This is a genomic window from Litoribrevibacter euphylliae (assembly GCF_042646085.1).
Taxonomy (GTDB): domain Bacteria; phylum Pseudomonadota; class Gammaproteobacteria; order Pseudomonadales; family Litoribrevibacteraceae; genus Litoribrevibacter; species Litoribrevibacter euphylliae.
Genome location: NZ_JBHRSZ010000001.1, coordinates 86,543 through 104,832 on the forward strand (window position 1 = coordinate 86,543; position 18,290 = coordinate 104,832).

Annotated in this window: 15 protein-coding genes and 1 tRNA gene; 15 read left to right on the forward strand and 1 reads right to left on the reverse strand. The window is 44.3% G+C overall.

What is annotated here, in order from left to right; all coding sequences use genetic code 11:
- The first annotated feature begins 149 nt into the window (after positions 1-149).
- From carA to ACFOEK_RS00305, 4 genes are all read left to right on the forward strand, one after another.
- The gene (gene carA / locus ACFOEK_RS00290; protein ID WP_386714420.1) at positions 150-1,283 is read left to right on the forward strand and encodes a glutamine-hydrolyzing carbamoyl-phosphate synthase small subunit; all 1,134 of its coding nucleotides are present in this window, start codon (positions 150-152) and stop codon (positions 1,281-1,283) included.
- Between the two features lie 134 nt (positions 1,284-1,417).
- On the forward strand, positions 1,418-4,639 hold the full coding sequence (carB, locus tag ACFOEK_RS00295) for a carbamoyl-phosphate synthase large subunit (protein ID WP_386714423.1): 3,222 nt from the start codon (positions 1,418-1,420) through the stop codon (positions 4,637-4,639).
- 21 nt (positions 4,640-4,660) lie between these two features.
- Positions 4,661-5,137 (forward strand): transcription elongation factor GreA, encoded by a 477-nt coding sequence (gene greA, locus ACFOEK_RS00300; protein WP_386714426.1) that lies wholly within the window; start codon positions 4,661-4,663, stop codon positions 5,135-5,137.
- Positions 5,137-5,538 carry a DUF4149 domain-containing protein gene (locus tag ACFOEK_RS00305; RefSeq protein ID WP_386714429.1) on the forward strand — a complete coding sequence of 134 codons (402 nt, stop codon included), beginning with the start codon at positions 5,137-5,139 and terminating at the stop codon, positions 5,536-5,538. Before greA ends, ACFOEK_RS00305 begins: the two co-directional genes overlap by 1 nt.
- 75 nt (positions 5,539-5,613) lie before the next feature.
- Here ACFOEK_RS00305 and ACFOEK_RS00310 read toward each other — a convergent pair whose 3' ends face one another.
- A complete protein-coding gene (locus ACFOEK_RS00310) occupies positions 5,614-5,934 on the reverse strand; it encodes a YhbY family RNA-binding protein (RefSeq protein WP_386714432.1) in 321 nt (106 codons plus the stop codon).
- Positions 5,935-6,399: 465 nt separating this feature from the next.
- Between ACFOEK_RS00310 and ftsH the strand changes: the two genes are divergently transcribed.
- From ftsH to truB, 11 genes are all read left to right on the forward strand, one after another.
- Positions 6,400-8,340 carry an ATP-dependent zinc metalloprotease FtsH gene (gene ftsH, locus ACFOEK_RS00315; RefSeq protein WP_449280211.1) on the forward strand — a complete coding sequence of 647 codons (1,941 nt, stop codon included), beginning with the start codon at positions 6,400-6,402 and terminating at the stop codon, positions 8,338-8,340.
- A 107-nt stretch (positions 8,341-8,447) separates the two neighbouring features.
- Positions 8,448-9,269 (forward strand): dihydropteroate synthase, encoded by an 822-nt coding sequence (gene folP / locus ACFOEK_RS00320; protein ID WP_386714438.1) that lies wholly within the window; start codon positions 8,448-8,450, stop codon positions 9,267-9,269.
- A gap of 58 nt (positions 9,270-9,327) precedes the next feature.
- Entirely contained in the window at positions 9,328-10,668 is a 1,341-nt protein-coding gene (gene glmM / locus ACFOEK_RS00325; RefSeq protein ID WP_386714441.1) for a phosphoglucosamine mutase, read from the forward strand.
- A gap of 96 nt (positions 10,669-10,764) precedes the next feature.
- On the forward strand, positions 10,765-11,511 hold the full coding sequence (tpiA, locus tag ACFOEK_RS00330; RefSeq protein ID WP_386714444.1) for a triose-phosphate isomerase: 747 nt from the start codon (positions 10,765-10,767) through the stop codon (positions 11,509-11,511).
- Positions 11,512-11,515: 4 nt separating this feature from the next.
- Positions 11,516-11,884, forward strand: coding sequence for a preprotein translocase subunit SecG (gene secG / locus ACFOEK_RS00335; protein ID WP_386714447.1), 369 nt, complete (start codon positions 11,516-11,518; stop codon positions 11,882-11,884).
- Between the two features lie 26 nt (positions 11,885-11,910).
- Positions 11,911-11,997 (forward strand) — tRNA-Leu (locus ACFOEK_RS00340).
- A 196-nt stretch (positions 11,998-12,193) separates the two neighbouring features.
- Positions 12,194-12,652, forward strand: a complete 459-nt coding sequence (rimP, locus tag ACFOEK_RS00345; protein ID WP_386714450.1) for a ribosome maturation factor RimP — start codon at positions 12,194-12,196, stop codon at positions 12,650-12,652.
- 27 nt (positions 12,653-12,679) lie between these two features.
- Positions 12,680-14,161, forward strand: a complete 1,482-nt coding sequence (gene nusA / locus ACFOEK_RS00350; protein WP_386714453.1) for a transcription termination factor NusA — start codon at positions 12,680-12,682, stop codon at positions 14,159-14,161.
- Positions 14,162-14,188: 27 nt separating this feature from the next.
- Complete coding sequence (gene infB / locus ACFOEK_RS00355; RefSeq protein ID WP_386714455.1) at positions 14,189-16,732, forward strand: translation initiation factor IF-2; 2,544 nt, start codon at positions 14,189-14,191, stop codon at positions 16,730-16,732.
- A 107-nt stretch (positions 16,733-16,839) separates the two neighbouring features.
- On the forward strand, positions 16,840-17,238 hold the full coding sequence (gene rbfA, locus ACFOEK_RS00360; protein ID WP_386714458.1) for a 30S ribosome-binding factor RbfA: 399 nt from the start codon (positions 16,840-16,842) through the stop codon (positions 17,236-17,238).
- Positions 17,239-17,272: 34 nt separating this feature from the next.
- Entirely contained in the window at positions 17,273-18,268 is a 996-nt protein-coding gene (gene truB / locus ACFOEK_RS00365; protein WP_386714461.1) for a tRNA pseudouridine(55) synthase TruB, read from the forward strand.
- Positions 18,269-18,290: the final 22 nt, after the last annotated feature.

The window sequence follows — 18,290 nt, forward strand, 5'->3', positions numbered from 1 at the left end:
GCCAATTCGATTTAATCGACACGCTCTATCTCGCTTTTTTGCGATTTACGGTTACATTTTATTCGTGCCAAGAACAAATTAGCCATTCCGTTCGTGTCCGATCTGGATATTGAGCGATGTGAAGCAGCAAATTGTGCGGGGAGGTTGCATTGAGTAAACCAGCGATACTGGCTCTTGAAGACGGCAGTATTTTTAAAGGAATCTCTATTGGGGCTGATGGTCAGTCTACTGGAGAGGTTGTTTTTAATACTTCAATGACTGGTTATCAGGAAATTCTGACTGACCCATCTTATGCGCGTCAAATCGTTACTCTAACTTACCCGCATATTGGTAATGTTGGCGTAAATTCAGAAGATGAAGAAGCGACAGAAATTCACTCTGCCGGTCTGGTTATTCGTGACCTGCCTTTGATCGCGAGTAACTGGCGTTCAGAAAAAACATTGGATCAGTATCTACGTGATCGCAATATTGTCGGTATTGCGGAGATTGATACTCGTCGCTTGACTCGTTTGTTGCGTGAAAAGGGTGCGCTAGCTGGTTGTATCATCGCTGGTGAAAATGTAACTGAAGAAGCGGCACTTGAGGCGGCTAAAGCTTTCCCTGGTCTTAAAGGCATGGACTTAGCTAAAGAGGTTACCGTAACTGAATCATACTCATGGACTGATGGTGAGTGGGATCTGGTTGAAGGTTACAAAGCAATGTCTGACGCTGAATTGCCATATCATGTGGTTGCTTATGATTTCGGTGTGAAACGCAATATTCTTCGTATGTTGGCTGCTCGTGGTTGCCGTTTGACCGTTGTTCCTGCAAAAACACCTGCAAGTGAGGTGTTAGCGATGAACCCGGATGGTATTTTCCTATCAAATGGACCAGGCGATCCAGAACCATGTGATTACGCAATTGCTGCAATTAAAGAAATTCTTGAAACGAATATCCCGGTATTTGGTATCTGTCTTGGGCACCAGTTGTTGTCTTTGGCCAGTGGTGCCCAAACTGTAAAAATGAAGTTTGGTCATCATGGTGGTAACCATCCGGTGCAAGATCTTGCAACTAAGCAAGTGATGATTACCAGTCAGAACCATGGTTTCGCAGTAGATGAGGCTTCTCTTCCTGCGAATATGGAGGCAACTCACAAATCGTTGTTTGATGGTTCTCTGCAAGGTGTTCGTCGCACCGATAAACCTGCTTTCAGCTTCCAGGGACACCCTGAAGCAAGCCCGGGGCCGCATGATATTGCTCCGTTGTTTGATCACTTTGTTGATTTGATCAAGGCAGCTAAATAACCGGTAAAACCAAATTTGTGCCTGTTCCGGTGCAGGCACACATGCGAGATCCTATTTATGGATTTAAAGGCTTAGTCGAATATATGTAACGATTGATTAAGCGGGAACGAATTTTACTTTTACGGTTTCGAGCAATGCCAAAACGTACAGACATAAAATCCATTCTTATCCTTGGTGCAGGTCCTATTATTATTGGTCAGGCGTGTGAGTTTGATTACTCAGGCGCACAGGCGTGTAAAGCACTACGCGAAGAGGGTTATCGAGTTATCTTGGTGAACTCTAACCCTGCAACCATCATGACTGATCCGGCCATGGCTGATGCAACGTACATCGAGCCAATTCACTGGACAACAGTGGAAAAAATTATTGAGAAAGAGCGCCCAGATGCACTTCTGCCAACTATGGGTGGCCAGACGGCTCTGAACTGTGCGCTAGATCTTGAGCGCGAAGGTGTTCTAGAAAAGTATGGCGTTGAAATGATCGGCGCAAACGCAGACACCATTGATAAAGCAGAAGACCGTGACCGTTTCGATCAGGCAATGAAGAAAATTGGTCTGAAAACACCTGAAGCTGCCATTGCTCATAGCATGGAAGAAGCGTATCAGGTACTTGAGAAAGTGGGCTTCCCTGCGATTATTCGTCCTTCATTTACCATGGGTGGTACCGGTGGTGGTATCGCTTATAACCGTGAAGAATTCCAGGAAATCTGTGAGCGCGGTTTGGATCTTTCTCCAACCTCTGAACTATTGATTGATAAATCATTGATCGGTTGGAAAGAATACGAAATGGAAGTGGTTCGTGATAAGAACGATAACTGCATTATCGTGTGTTCTATCGAAAACTTTGATGCTATGGGTGTTCACACGGGTGACTCGATCACTGTGGCACCGGCTCAGACGTTGACTGATAAAGAATTGCAAATCATGCGTGATGCATCACTTGCGGTATTGCGTGAGATCGGTGTAGAGACGGGTGGTTCAAACGTACAGTTTGGTTTGTGTCCGAATACGGGCGAGATGGTTGTTATTGAAATGAACCCTCGTGTATCTCGTTCTTCGGCATTGGCTTCAAAGGCAACGGGTTTCCCAATTGCTAAAATCGCGGCTAAGTTGGCTGTCGGTTATACTCTGGATGAGCTTCAAAATGATATTACTGGTGGTGCAACGCCAGCATCTTTCGAGCCTTCGATTGACTATGTTGTAACCAAAATTCCTCGCTTTACGTTTGAAAAATTCCCGCAAGCGAATGACCGTTTGACGACTCAGATGAAGTCTGTGGGTGAAGTAATGGCGATTGGCCGTTCTTTCCAAGAATCGATGCAGAAAGCATTGCGTGGCTTGGAAGTTGGTTCATGTGGTTTTGATGAGATTCTGGATTTCTCAGAAGAAGATGCAAAAGATACTCTGATTCATGAGCTGAAATCTCCTGGTGCTGATCGTGTTTGGTATGTGGGTGATGCCTTCCGTTCTGGCATGTCAGTGGATGAAGTGTATAAGCTGTCTGGTATCGACCCGTGGTATTTGGTTCAAATCGAAGAGCTTATTACGCTTGAAAATGAGCTGAAATCTCAAGGCTTGTCAGATCTAACTGCTGAGAGAATGTTCAAGCTGAAACGTAAAGGTTTCTCTGATACACGCCTTGCTCAACTGTTGGCTGTCTCTGAAAAAGCGCTTCGTAAGCATCGTCAAAGCTTGAATATTCGCCCTGTTTATAAGCGTGTTGATACTTGTGCTGCGGAGTTTGCATCTGACACTGCTTATATGTACTCAACGTACGAAGAAGAGTGTGAAGCGAATCCGTCTGAAAAAGATAAGATTATGGTGTTGGGCGGTGGTCCAAACCGTATTGGTCAGGGTATTGAGTTTGACTATTGCTGTGTTCACGCTGCGTTAGCGATGCGTGATGATGGTTATGAAACCATTATGGTGAACTGCAACCCAGAGACGGTTTCTACTGATTACGATACTTCAGATCGTTTGTTCTTCGAGCCTGTAACGTTAGAAGACGTACTTGAGATTGTTGATCTTGAGAAGCCTAAGGGGGTGATCGTTCAATTTGGTGGTCAAACGCCATTGAAGTTGGCGCGTGAGTTGGAAGCGGCTGGTGTTCCAATTATTGGTACAAGCCCTGAAGCGATTGACCGAGCGGAAGACCGTGAGCGTTTCCAGCAAATGGTTCAGCGTTTGGATATCAAACAGCCACCAAATACGACGGTTCGTTCGTCTGAAGAAGCAGTTAAAGCAGCGGATGAAATTGGTTATCCGTTGGTTGTTCGCCCATCTTATGTGTTGGGTGGTCGTGCGATGGAAATCGTTTACAGTGAAACCGAGCTAAGTCGCTACATGCGTGAAGCGGTAAGTGTTTCTAACGAATCACCGGTATTGTTAGATCACTTCTTGAACTGTGCGATTGAAGTGGATATTGACGCTGTTTCTGATGGTAAAGAAGTTGTAATTGGTGCCATCATGCAGCATATTGAACAGGCGGGTGTTCACTCTGGTGACTCTGCGTGTTCTTTGCCTCCATACTCTTTACCTGCTGATGTCCAGGATGACATGCGTGATATGGTTAAACGCATGGCAATCGAGTTGGGCGTGGTTGGATTGATGAACGTTCAGTTGGCATATCAAGACGGTGAGATTTATGTGATTGAGGTAAACCCTCGTGCGTCACGTACTGTACCTTTTGTATCAAAATGCATCGGTCGTTCTCTGGCTCAGGTAGCTGCGCGTTGTATGGCGGGTGTGAGTTTGGCGGATCAAGGCTTTACGTCTGAAATTGTTCCTCCTTACTACAGTGTTAAAGAAGCTATCTTCCCATTCAATAAATTCCAAGGTGTCGATCCAATTCTTGGCCCTGAAATGAAGTCGACAGGTGAAGTTATGGGCGTTGGGGATACATTTGGTGAGGCGTTTGCTAAGGCTGTGAAGGCGGGTGGTGAAGTACTTCCTTCTTCAGGTAAAGCGTTTATTAGTGTGCGTGATGCGGATAAAGGCGGTGTGGTTGATCTTGCAAAAGGTTTGCTTGCCCAAGGCTTTGAACTGTGTGCTACTGGCGGTACATGCGATGTTATCATCGAAGCTGGATTGGACATTGAGCGTGTGAACAAGGTGAAGGAAGGTCGTCCTCACATTGTTGATATGATTAAGAATGATGAAATTATCCTGATTGTAAATACCACTGAAGGGCGTAAGTCGATCGAAGATTCGGCAATGATCCGTCGCAGTGCGTTGCAGCATAAAGTGTATTGTACAACGACTTTAGCTGGAGCTTTTGCTGCATTACATGCACTAGAAAGCGGTGAGGAGAAAACTGTTCGCCGCCTTCAGGAGTTACATCAGGGTATAAGTGCGTAATTGCACCGAAAGGATGTTTGAATGAATAAAGTACCAATGACGATCGCAGGCGAGCAACGCCTGCGTGACGAATTAACTCGTTTGAAAACCGAAGATCGCCCACGTGTAATTGCTGCCATTGCTGAGGCTCGTGAACATGGTGATCTTAAAGAAAATGCTGAATACCATGCAGCTCGTGAGCAGCAAGGTTTTATCGAAGGCCGCATTCAAGAGATTGAAGGTAAACTGTCAAATGCTCAGGTTATCGATGTTACTTCTATGCAGAATAGCGGTAAGGTGATTTTCGGCGCGACGGTAGATCTGATTAATCTGGATACGGATGGCGAAGTTCGTTATCAGATTGTTGGTGAAGATGAGGCAGACATCAAGGCAGGTAAAATTTCAGTGACTTCTCCGATTGCTCGTTCTCTGATTGGTAAAGAGGAAGAGGATATCGTAGTGGTTGCTGCGCCTGGTGGTGAAGTGGAATATGAAATTTCACAGGTTCACTACATCTGATGGAAGAGTCTAAGTCCGTTAGTCCTCAAATAGGAGCGGGATCTCGTCTGATTCTGACTTTCTGGTTGGGGGCGCTGTGGTCTGTTGGTTATCTGGCAGTTCCTTATATCGCTAAATCATTACCTGAATGGCAGTCTCTTGCCTTAGGGCTAAAGTACCTAACGATTAATGTGGGGATCTTTTGTGGTTTGGTTGTCTTGATTGGGCGGATGTTTGAATTGTCAGTGGCTAAGAAGCCGTTATTGGAAACTCAATCGAGTTTGTTGGTAATCATGTTGCTTCTCTCGGGAGTTTATAGTTACCGACAATATCAGGTTGATGTTGTGATGCCTGAACAGGATTTACTTTACGGCATGGTGTCATTGCTGGGTATTATTCTGCTGGCAAATCGGAAAGACTGAATACTCTGTTGTCATAGAAAAGGTCACTGCTTAGTGACCTTTTTTATTGAATATTTGCAATCTAGAAGTCTTAGGTTATCTAAGAAGATTAGAAAGGCGTTCGTTTCTTTCTTTTGCAAATCGAAGAATTAACGCGATTTTTCCGATCGTTTGAATTAATTCCGCATTTGTTTCTTTGCATAGCTCTTGAATGAGTTCTGCTCTTGCGTCTCGATCATTGATGTTGAATTTGACTTTAATAAGTTCGTGATCATCAAGTGCGCGGTTGGTTTCTTCGACTACGCCTTGGGAAATCCCATTCTCCGCTACCATAACCACAGGGTTAAGGTTGTGGCCAATACTGCGATATTCTCTTTTTTTAGCATTGGTAATTTTAGATGCAGGGCTTTTTGCCATGAGGATTTGTTCTCCGGAAAGTTGAGCTGGCGCGAATTGTAACCTATTCAGCTGGCGTTGCTAACTAAATGTGTTATCTAATCTGACAACTCTTCATTAATGAAATCTTCATTCGCTCTTGAGGTTCTTAAAAGTGCCCCTATATAAAGAGTAGCTACGGGTATTCTTTTTAGAAACTTATACCATTAACTTATTGAAGGGATTAAAGGTTGTATTTGTTCTGCAACGCAGTGTCTCTCTTTTTAGGTGTTGTATGGTTGCAAGGTTATAAGCAATGAATCTCTAAAGCATTAGAGATTAATGTGAGTGACGGTTTAAGAAAATCATTCTTATTTATCGAACTGTTTGAGATTGTTTGTTGTCGGAGTCATACTGTAACATGTACGAGTCTGTTGCAGATGATAGCTGGGCAGCAGCTAAGTATTCATCATAGAAATGAAAGAGGGTTGTTCCTTGAACGACGTAATGAAGAATTTGATATTGTGGGCCATTATCGCAACTGTTGTTGTAATGGTGCTAAATAAGTTTGATCAAACTGCTCCATCAACCGAGTACAGTTACTCGGAGTTTGTTGAGCAAGTTAAAATTGGTCAAGTGAAGGCTGTTACTGTAGAAGGTGCGGTTATTACTGGTCAGTTAGAAAACGGTACCCGTTTTGAAACGGTACGGCCTGAGCTGGTTGATCTTGCATTGGTTGATGAGTTACTTGCCAATGGGGTTCAAATTGAGGGTAAGAAACCAGAGCAACAGAGCATCTGGACTCAGCTGTTGGTGGCTAGCTTCCCGATTTTAGTAATTATTGTTGTCTTTATGTTTTTTATGCGCCAGATGCAGGGCGGCGGTGGCGGCGGCAAGGGGCCTATGTCCTTTGGTAAAAGTAAGGCCCGCTTGCTGAGTGAAGATCAGATTAAAACGACGTTTGTTGATGTTGCCGGTGTTGATGAAGCAAAAGAAGATGTTCAAGAATTAGTCGATTTCTTAAAGGACCCAGGTAAGTTCCAGCGTTTGGGCGGTAAAATTCCTCGCGGTGTTTTAATGGTTGGTCCTCCAGGTACAGGTAAAACATTGCTTGCTAAAGCGGTTGCAGGTGAAGCAAAAGTTCCATTCTTTACTATCTCTGGTTCAGACTTTGTTGAAATGTTTGTTGGTGTTGGTGCGTCTCGTGTTCGCGATATGTTTGATCAAGCTAAGAAACAAGCCCCTTGTATTATCTTTATTGATGAGATTGATGCGGTAGGTCGTCATCGTGGCGCTGGTTTAGGCGGTGGTCATGATGAGCGTGAGCAAACCCTGAACCAACTATTAGTAGAAATGGACGGTTTTGAAGCTAACGATGGCATCATTGTAATTGCTGCGACTAACCGCCCTGACGTGCTTGATCCTGCATTATTACGTCCTGGTCGTTTTGACCGTCAGGTTGTGGTTGGTTTGCCGGATATTCGTGGTCGTGAGCAGATTCTGGGTGTTCATATTCGTAAAGTGCCTGTTGCTGATGATGTGGATGCTTCCGTAATTGCTCGAGGAACTCCTGGTTTCTCTGGTGCTGATTTGGCAAACCTATGTAATGAAGCGGCTCTATTTGCGGCACGTGCTAATAAGCGCTTAGTTTCTATGGAAGAGTTTGAGTTGGCTAAAGATAAAATCATGATGGGCGCAGAGCGCAAATCCATGGTGATGTCTGAGAAAGAAAAGCTGCTTACAGCTTGGCATGAAGCAGGTCATGCAATTGTTGGATATTTGACTCCAGGGCACGATCCTGTCCACAAGGTGACTATTATTCCTCGTGGTAGGGCTTTAGGGGTAACCATGTATCTTCCTGAGGAAGATCGTAATTCTTATACCCGTCAGTGGCTGGAAGGTAAGATTGCGAGTGCTTACGGTGGACGAATTGCTGAAGTGATGCTTCGTGGGCCTGAAGGTGTAACGAGTGGAGCGTCTCAAGATATTAAGGTAGCTACTGATATTGCTCGTAGTATGGTGACCAAATGGGGCTTTTCAGAAAAAATGGGGCCAATATTGTACGAGGAAGGTGAAGGCGAGGTTTTCTTAGGTAAGTCTGCTGGTTCATCTTCGCATATTTCTGGTACTACTCTGAACCAACTAGAGTCTGAAATCAGAGATATTATTGATAAGTGTTACACTCGTGCTGAAAATATCCTAACCGAAAATAAGCATTTACTTGAGTCCATGGCTGATGCATTGATGAAGTATGAGACGATCGATTCAAAGCAAATTGCAGATATTATGGAAGGTAAAGAACCTAGAGAACCCGAAGGCTGGAATGATGATGGTTCTTCTGGATCGGGATCTTCAAATAAGGTTGATGATGTGAAAACAGAGGAATCGACTGATTCTAATGCGGATCTTAAAGATTCTAATGTTGGTGGTCCTGCAAACCAAAGCTGAGTTTTGTGAGGATAATGAATATGGGCGCATGATGAATAGTATTCATCTGCGCCCATATTTTTTTAGATAGCATCTATAGATTTAGGTTACGAGAGTAGATAAAAATTATGAAGTTTGGTTCTACTGAGCTGGATTTGAATCGTATCCATATAATGGGGATTCTTAATGTAACTCCCGATTCTTTCTCTGATGGTGGCAAGTATAATTCACTTGATAGTGCGTTGTTTCAAGCTGAACGGATGGTATCAGAGGGGGCTTCTTTTATTGATGTTGGTGGAGAGTCTACGCGTCCGGGTGCAGTTGAAGTGCCTCTTCAGGAGGAAATGGATCGAGTATTACCTGTTATTGAAAAGTTGGCAGGGCGGCTTGATGTTGTGATTTCTGTGGACAGTAGTTCTCCTGAACTTTTATCTGAAGCCGCCGCGCTGGGTATGGGATTAATTAATGACGTTCGTGCGCTGCAGCGAGATGGTGCTTTACACGTTGCGGCTGATTCTGGATTGCCTGTGTGTCTGATGCATATGCAAGGAAGCCCTCAGACAATGCAAGATAATCCGAATTATCAAGATGCAGTATCGGACGTGGCAGATTTTTTTCAACAGCGTATTGATGCGTGTGTTTCTGCGGGTATAGCGCAAGAAAACTTGATATTGGATCCAGGGTTTGGGTTTGGGAAAACGCTAACGCATAACTTAATGTTGCTGAAACGTCTGAAGGACTTTGCGTCGTTTGGTATGCCTTTGTTGGTTGGTTTGTCCCGAAAGTCTATGTTGGGGTTGCTTACAGAGCGAGAGGTTGGTGAGCGATTATCATCGAGTATATCCAGTGCGGTTATTGCAGCTATGCATGGAGCTAATATTATTCGGGTTCATGATGTGCCTGAGACTGTTGATGCTATTAAAATCGCTCAAGCTGTGTTTGATGTTTGATGTTTGATGTTTGATGTTTGATGTTTTTGTTGAATATAAGAATAAAGGTAAATAAGTCGTGAGTAGTCGTAAGTATTTTGGGACTGATGGAATTCGAGGCAAAGTGGGCTCAGCTCCTGTGACCCCTGACTTTGTTATGAAACTAGGATGGGCTGCAGGTAAGGTATTCCGTCGTAAGGGCGTGAGTACTATTTTAATTGGTAAGGATACTCGTGTTTCTGGCTATATGTTTGAATCGGCTTTAGAAGCTGGCTTATCTGCGGCTGGTGTCAATATTGGTTTGCTTGGTCCTATTCCAACTCCGGCCATTGCGTATTTGACCCGAACGTTTAAGGCGCAGGCGGGGATCGTAATTAGTGCTTCTCATAATCCGTTTTATGATAACGGCATAAAATTCTTCTCTGCACAGGGAACAAAACTTCCTGATGAGCTTGAATTGGAAATTGAGGCGATGATTGATGCGCCAATGGAAGTGGTTGACTCCTCTGAGCTGGGTAAGGCATTCCGTGTTGAGGATGCGCGCGGTCGTTATGTTGAGTTTTGCAAGAGTCGGGTGTCGGATGAGTTAGATTTATCTGAAATGAAAATGGTGCTGGACTGTGCAAATGGTGCAACTTATCAGGTGGCGCCTGCTGTGATGGCTGAATTGCGTGCGAATTTGAGTGAAATTCATGTGAATCCAGATGGCTTTAATATTAATGAAGGGTGTGGTTCGACTAGCCCTGAAGCTCTAAAGAGAGTTGTTCTGGCTGAGAAGGCGGATATTGGTATTGCATTTGACGGTGATGGTGATCGCTTAATTTTAGTGGATGATCATGGCGAATTTGTTGATGGTGATGAGATTCTTTATATCTTGGCACGCCATCAAAAACTTAAGGGCGAAATGCTTGGTGGTGTTGTGGGGACTAAGATGTCTAATCTTGGCCTTGAGCGCGCTTTAGCGAGTATGGATATTCCTTTTGTTCGGGCAGATGTGGGTGACCGCTACGTCATGGAGGCACTGAAAGAGAACCAGTGGGTTATGGGAGGAGAGAACTCGGGGCATATAGTCTTGGGTGATATGACCACAACTGGTGATGGATTGATCAGTGCGCTTAAGGTTCTTGAGGTGATGTTTGAAACCGGCTCATCTTTAGCTGAGTTAAGACAGGGAATGACTAAGTGCCCTCAAAAACTTGTAAATGTTAAAGTTGAAGATAAAAAAGCAGTTATGACATCGCCCGAAATCGCTCGGGAGGTAGAGCTTTCTGAACAGAGAATGGAAGGGCGGGGGCGAGTACTTTTACGTCCATCGGGAACTGAGCCATTAGTTCGGGTCATGGTTGAAGGTGTTGATCAGGAAGAGATTGACCGTGAAGTGACTTGTTTGGTTGAAGTGGTGAAGAAAGCCGCGTCTTAGTTTTCTTCTTTGTGGAAGCGCTCTTTTAATAGTGTTCTTGATCTTACTAAATAAAGAATATAGTATTGTCGCCCGCTCAGGGTTATGGAGATGAGAATGCGTAAGTCTTTAGTGGCTGGTAATTGGAAGTTAAATGGTTCGGTTGAATCAGTTCAAGCACTTACCAGTGGAGTTGTTTCTCAGGCTTCGGAGCTTGACGTTGATGTTGTACTCTGTCCTGTGTTTATCCATTTAGATAGGGTGTCGGCGGCGTTAGTGAATTCTAATGTCACTCTTGGAGCTCAAAACTGTAGCGCTGAACTTGAGGGCGCTTATACTGGGGAAGTTTCTCCAGGTATGCTTCAAGAAATTGGGTGTCGTTATGTTATTCTTGGGCACTCTGAGCGAAGAAGTTTGTTTTCTGAAACTGATCAGGATGTTTCAGCCAAGGTTAAAGCCGCTTTAGGTGCTGGTTTGGTGCCAATTATTTGTGTTGGTGAAACTTTGGAGGAGCGTGAGCAAAGTAGGGCTGAAGAGATTGTTGAAGCTCAGTTGTTGGCCGCACTTGATGGGCTAAGTAAGGACTTAGGTTCAGTGGTGGTTGCTTATGAACCAGTTTGGGCTATTGGAACTGGGTTAACGGCGACGCCAGAACAAGCTCAGTCAATGCATGCGTTTATTCGTGCTGTATTGACAAAAGTTTCTCAGGATGACTCTGAGAAAGTAAGAATTTTATATGGTGGTAGTGTTAAGCCTGAAAATGCATCGGATTTGTTTTCACAAGCAGATATTGATGGTGGTTTGATTGGTGGTGCTTCACTGAAAGTTGATGATTTTATTGCCATTTGTAAGGCAGCGGGATAACGGTATGGAAGTTATTTTATTAAGTTTGCATGTTTTATTCGCAGTCGCTATTATAGCGCTCGTTTTGCTTCAGCAGGGTAAAGGCGCTGATGCTGGTGCGGCTTTTGGTGGCGGTGGTGCCTCACAGACTGTGTTTGGTAGTCAGGGGTCAGGTAACTTTCTAACGAAGTCTACTTCCTTACTTGCAGCCCTTTTCTTTGCAACAAGCTTAGGTTTGGCAATGATTGCTAAACAGCAGGCAGGTGTTGCTGAGCAGGCTGGTTTACCACAGCTTCCAGTAGAAGAGCAAAACGTAGCACCGGTTGCAGAGGAAGCTGAGCTTCCTGCGCTTGATGCTACTTCTGAGAATGAAGTTCCTCAGGTTGCAGAATAAATCCTAAGATTTAGGTTCTGAATTTAGCCGAAGTGGTGAAATTGGTAGACACGCCATCTTGAGGGGGTGGTGACTGTATGGTCGTGCCGGTTCGAGTCCGGCCTTCGGCACCAATCATTGACCAGGGTAGGGCAGTTGACTATAATTGCCTCGACCTTGAGAGGTCGCTCGAAATAAGCCCCAAGTACAGGGGCTTTTTTCTAGCTGGAATAAAGACTTTCAAGGAATGGGCTATCAAGCCCTTTTTTTGTTTATAGGCTTTTTGAATTTATTTCTGATATTTAATCAGTAGATTGGAGTTGGGTGCATTTGAGTACCAAATCTAACCAGTTACAAGAGATGTTGGCACCAGTCGTAGACTCATTGGGTTACGAATTTTGGGGCTTGGAATATATTGCTCAAGGTAAACATTCGATTTTACGGGTGTTTATTGATCATGAAAACGGTATTCAAGTGGATGACTGTGCGAAGGTCAGTCGTCAGTTGAGTGCTGTTCTGGATGTAGAAGATCCAATTAGTTCTGAATATAGCCTGGAAGTATCGTCTCCAGGCATGGACAGACCTCTATTTACTTTGGAACAGTTCGAGAAATACATTGGTCAGGTAGTCGCAGTAAAACTACGCTTTCCGTTTGATGGACGTCGCAAATTTACCGGACGTCTTAATGGTGTGGAGGACAGCGATATTGTGGTTCAAGTGGATAACCACGAGTATTGCTTGCCGATTGATTCGATTGAAAAGGCCAACGTCGAGCCACAATTCAAGTGACAGACATTAGTTAAAGGGTAGAGTGAAATGGGAAAAGAGATTCTGCTGGTAGCTGAAGCGGTTTCCAACGAAAAAGGAGTGGACCGCGAGATTATCTTTGAAGCTATTGAGCTGGCGTTGGCAACGGCAACCAAGAAACGTTACGAAGATGAAGACAGCGATATTGTTGTAAATATTGATCGTAAAAGCGGTGATTTTGATACGTTTCGTCGTTGGTTGGTAGTTCCTGATGATGAGCTTGCAAAGCTTGGCACAGAGTTCACTACTGAAGAAGCCGCGGAAAAAGATGAAAATCTCAAGCCTGGCGATGTATACGAAGAGCAAATTGAAAATATTGAATTTGGTCGTATTGGTGCACAGGCTGCTAAACAAATTATCGTTCAGAAAGTTCGTGAAGCTGAGCGTCTGAAAATTGTTTCTCAATATCGTGAGCGAGTGGGTGAGCTTGTTACTGGTGTAGTGAAGAAGGTAGGCCGTGACAAACTATTCATTGATTTAGGAAACAATGCGGAAGCAGAGTTGCCTAGAGATCAATTGATTGGTCGTGAGTCGTTCAGAATTGGTGAGCGTGTACGAGCATTGTTGTTGGCTATCCGTGAAGACTCTCGTGGTCCTCGCTTGATTTTAAGTCGTGCAGCTCCCGAGGTTTTGATTGAACTGTTCCGTATAGAAGTTCCTGAGATTTCTGAAGAAGTCATTGAGATTAAAGGTGCTGCTCGCGATCCAGGTCTACGTGCCAAAATTGCAGTGAAGACAAATGACAAGCGTATTGATCCAGTAGGCGCTTGTGTTGGTATGCGTGGCTCTCGTGTTCAAGCAGTATCAAATGAATTGGGTGGCGAGCGTATTGACATTGTGCTGTGGGACGATAACCCGGCTCAATTGGTGATCAATGCTATGGCACCGGCTGAAGTGGCTTCAATTGTTATTGATGAAGACAGCCATACTATGGACGTTGCAGTGACTGAAGATAACCTTGCCATGGCCATTGGTAAAGGCGGTCAGAATGTTCGTTTAGCGAGTGACTTGACTGAGTGGGCGCTGAACGTAATGACTGAAGAAGAAGCTGGTCAGAAACAGGAAGCAGAACGATCCTCGTTGATTTCTAACTTTGTCGATAACTTAGATGTTGATGAAGAGTTTGCTGAGTTCTTGGTAGAAGAAGGATTTAGTACTCTGGAAGAGGTTGCTTATGTACCTCTCGAGGAAATGCTAGAGATTGACGGTTTGGACGAAGATACCGTTGAGGAGCTTCGTGCTCGAGCTAAAGATTCTTTATTGAATAAAGCTTTAGCGTCTGAAGAACAGTTGGATGAAGCCATTCTTGAAATCGAAGGAATGGATCATGATACCGCTTTGGCACTTAACCAAGCGGGTGTAAGAACATTGGATGATTTAGCAGAGCAGTCTGTTGATGATCTGATGGAGATTCAAGCGATCAATGATGAAGAAGTTGCAGCTAAGTTTATTATGGCGGCACGTGCACATTGGTTTGAAGGTGAAGAATAAGGGCTAACGAAGGAGTATTACCGAGTTATGGCAGAGTTGACAGTTAAACAGTTAGCCGAAGTCGTAGGAGTACCTACGGATAAATTGCTTTCTCAAATGAAAGACGCCGGCTTGAATCAGCAAACAGAAACTGATCATGTAACTGAATCTGAAAAGAAAACGTTGTTGGATTTCTTAAAGCGTAGTCGTGGTGACAGCAGTTCATCGCCTAAGAAAATTACTTTACAGCGTAAAACCAAAACTACCATCAAAGCACCAGCGGGCGCAGGTAAAAGCAAGACGGTAAATGTTGAGGTTCGTAAAAAGCGCACTTATGTGAAACGTACTCCAGAGGCAGCTGCAGCAGAAGAGGCGGCAGCAGCGAGTGCAGAGCAAGAAGTGTTAGAAGAAACTCCAGTAGTTGAAGTTGCAGAGGTTGAAGAGACTAAAGCGCCAGTTTCTGAAGAAACTGCAGTGGAAGAGGTTTCTGCGTCTGATAAATCTCAAGCGGAAGCTACTGTTGAAGATACTAAGGAAGACTCAAAAGATGTTGCTACTGAAACATCGGCGGGTGACGTAAATGACTCTTCTGAAGATGCCGCTAAGAAAGAGCGCGCAAGAAAAGAACCTGCTAAGAAGAAGGCTGAACCAGCCAAAAAACGTGCTAACGTCAAAAAACCGGAAGAAGGTCAGAAGCGTAAAGAGCATAAAACCAAAGGCGGTGCAGGTCGTAAAGTTAGCTTGGATGATGAGTACGGTGAAGAACGTACCATTCGTCGTCCTAAGAAGAAGCGTAAAGAGCAGAATAAGCACGCCTTTGAGATGCCAAATGCACCTATTGTGCGTGAAGTAACAATTCCTGAAAGCATTACTGTTGGCGATCTGGCTCAGAAAATGTCAGTTAAAGCCGCTGAAGTAATTAAGGTGATGTTTACCATGGGCTCTATGGTAACTATTAACCAAGTGCTTGATCAGGAAACGGCACAGTTGATCGTTGAAGAGATGGGCCATAAGTTTAAACTGCTTCGTGAAAACGAAGTTGAGTTTGAAATTGCTGAAGATGTTAAGTACGACACTGAAGAAACTACACGTGCGCCTGTTGTGACCGTAATGGGCCATGTTGACCATGGTAAAACGTCCTTGTTGGATTACATCCGTACATCGCGCGTGGCGAAAGGCGAGTCGGGCGGTATTACACAGCACATTGGTGCATATCATGTAGAAACTGGTCATGGCATGATTTCATTCCTTGATACCCCAGGACACGCCGCATTTACTGCAATGCGTGCTCGTGGTGCTAAAGCGACGGATATCGTGATCCTTGTGGTTGCAGCTGACGATGGTGTGATGCCACAAACGGAAGAAGCTATTCAGCACTCGAAAGCCGCAGGCGTACCGATCATTGTTGCTGTTAACAAGATCGATAAAGAAGAAGCTGATCCTGATCGCGTGAAAAATGAACTGGCAGCAAAAGATGTGATTCCAGAAGATTGGGGTGGTGATGTTCAGTTTGTGAATGTTTCTGCTCATAGCGGTCAAGGTATTGATGAGCTTCTTGATGCTGTATTGCTTCAATCGGAAATGCTTGAGCTTAAAGCACCTGCTACAGGACCTGCCAAAGGTGTTGTAATTGAGTCTAAACTGGATAAAGGTCGTGGTTCTGTTGCGACTATTCTTGTTCAAGCGGGACAGCTCAAAAAAGGTGATATCGTTTTAGCGGGTCAAGAATTTGGTCGAGCGCGTGCCTTGATTGATGAGAATGGTCAGCCTGTTGATGTTGCAGGGCCGTCTATTCCTGTTGAGATTCTTGGCTTGGGTGGAACGCCAAATGCTGGTGACGACTTCATGGTTGTACCTAATGAGAAGAAAGCTCGTGAAGTAGCTAACTTCCGTCAAGGTAAATACCGTGAGATTAAACTTGCGCGTCAGCAGGCATCTAAGCTTGAAAATCTGTTCGAGAATATGGGCAAAGGTGAAGTGAGCGAGCTTAACATCGTTCTTAAAACCGATGTTCGTGGTTCTTTGGAAGCATTAACAGGTGCACTGCAAGATCTTTCAACCGATGAAGTGGCGGTTCGAATCATCAGTAGTGGTGTTGGTGGTATTTCTGAAACTGACGCTAACCTTGCGCTAGCCTCTAATGCGATTGTCTTTGGTTTTAATGTTCGTGCAGATGCATCTGCGAAAGAAATTATCGATCGTGAAGAAGTGGATTTACGTTACTACTCTGTAATCTACGACATTGTTGATGATGTGAAGCAGGCTCTAAGTGGTCTTCTTGCTCCTGAGTTCAGAGAAGAAATCGTGGGTACTGCTGAAGTTCGTGATGTCTTCCGTTCACCTAAGTTCGGCGCGATTGCTGGATGTATGGTTATCGAAGGAATCATTTATCGTAATGAACGTATTCGTGTTCTTCGCGATAACGTGGTTATCTATGAAGGTGAGCTTGAATCATTACGTCGCTTTAAAGACGATGTAAATGAAGTTCGAAACGGCTTTGAATGTGGTATCGGTGTTAAGAACTACAACGATGTTAAAGCTGGTGACAAGATTGAGGTTTACAAAGACGTGGAAGTTCAACGTTCTCTGTAACTTAGTCAAATACTGACTTAGTGGATGCAGCTGAGTCGTTAAAAGGATTGCTCGGTGTGAAGGTGGAAACCTTTCTCCGAGCTTTTCTATTTACAGGTTGTAATTAAATGAAAGAATTTGCCCGTACTGATAGGGTCAGTGACTTTTTACAAAAAGAGTTGGCTCATCTGATCCAATTTGAAATTAAAGATCCACGTTTAGGCATGGTTACTGTTCAGGATGTTCGTGTAAGTCGTGACCTTGGCTATGCAGACGTGTATATAACGGTTATGCCATTTGGTGCTCAAACGGATGAATCGAAAGCAGAAGCTAACGATGTGGCTGTTAAAGTGCTAAATAAAGCGGCTGGATTTTTGCGAACCAAAGTCGGTCAGGCGCTACGCGCTCGAATTACCCCTGAGTTACGCTTTTTTATTGATGATACGCTTGAGAATGGTATGCGCATTTCATCGTTAATTGAGAAAGCGGTTCGTGAAGATAAAGCACGTAATTCAGACGAAGATTAAGTCCTTATAGGCCTATCACTAGTTGTAACTGATCATGGCAAGAAAACGTAAAGGGTTGTCCATTAACGGTGTTGTTCTATTGGATAAACCTAAAGGACTTTCCTCAAACCAGGCTTTACAGAAAGTTCGTTGGTTATACCAGGCAAAAAAAGCAGGGCACACCGGGGCGTTGGATCCTCTGGCAACAGGTTTGTTACCCATTTGTTTGGGGGAAGCGACCAAGTTTAGTCAGTTTTTGTTAGATGCTGACAAGGCCTATATTACACGAGCAAAGTTGGGGCAAACGACGACCACTGAAGACGCAGAAGGTGAAGTAGTTGAAACGCGTTTGGTGCCTGAGTTAAACGCTGAGACTGTAGAGCAGGTGTTGCAAGAGTTCCGAGGGCCGATCAAGCAAGTGCCTCCAATGTACTCTGCACTTAAGCGTGATGGTCAGCCTCTCTATAAGTTGGCTCGTGAAGGTAAGGTTATTGATATTGAGCCTCGTTCCGTGGAAATTAAGTCGCTGGAATTAGTGGCAATCGAGGATGATGAGCTAATATTAAACGTCACCTGTACTAAAGGAACATATATTCGGTCTTTAGTTCGGGATATTGGTGAGGCGTTAGGCTGTGGTGCGCACGTAAAAGAACTGCGCCGAACAAAAACAGGCCCGTTTGTTCTCGATCAATGCCTGATATTGGAGGCCCTAGAGTCACCAGATGTTCGGGGTGAGGCACTTAGACTTGCTGACTGCGGACTAGGTCAAATGCCGATTGCTGAGTTGAATGCTGGACAGGTAGAAAATGTCCTTATGGGACGTCAGATTTTGATAGAAGCTGAGCAAATCAGAGAATCTGATCAAGGTCTTGAAGAGAGCGATAAAAACCCTACTCAAGAGCTTATAAGACTGTATAATGTCGAGTCTGGTGAAAATAGTGCACGCTTTTTAGGCGTCGCTGATTTATTACCGGGCAACGTTTTACAGCCTAAACGGTTGGTAAACATGGAAGAGATAGATGCATCTGCTTTGCCTCTTCCTACTGAGTGAATGAGTCTGTAAATATGCACGG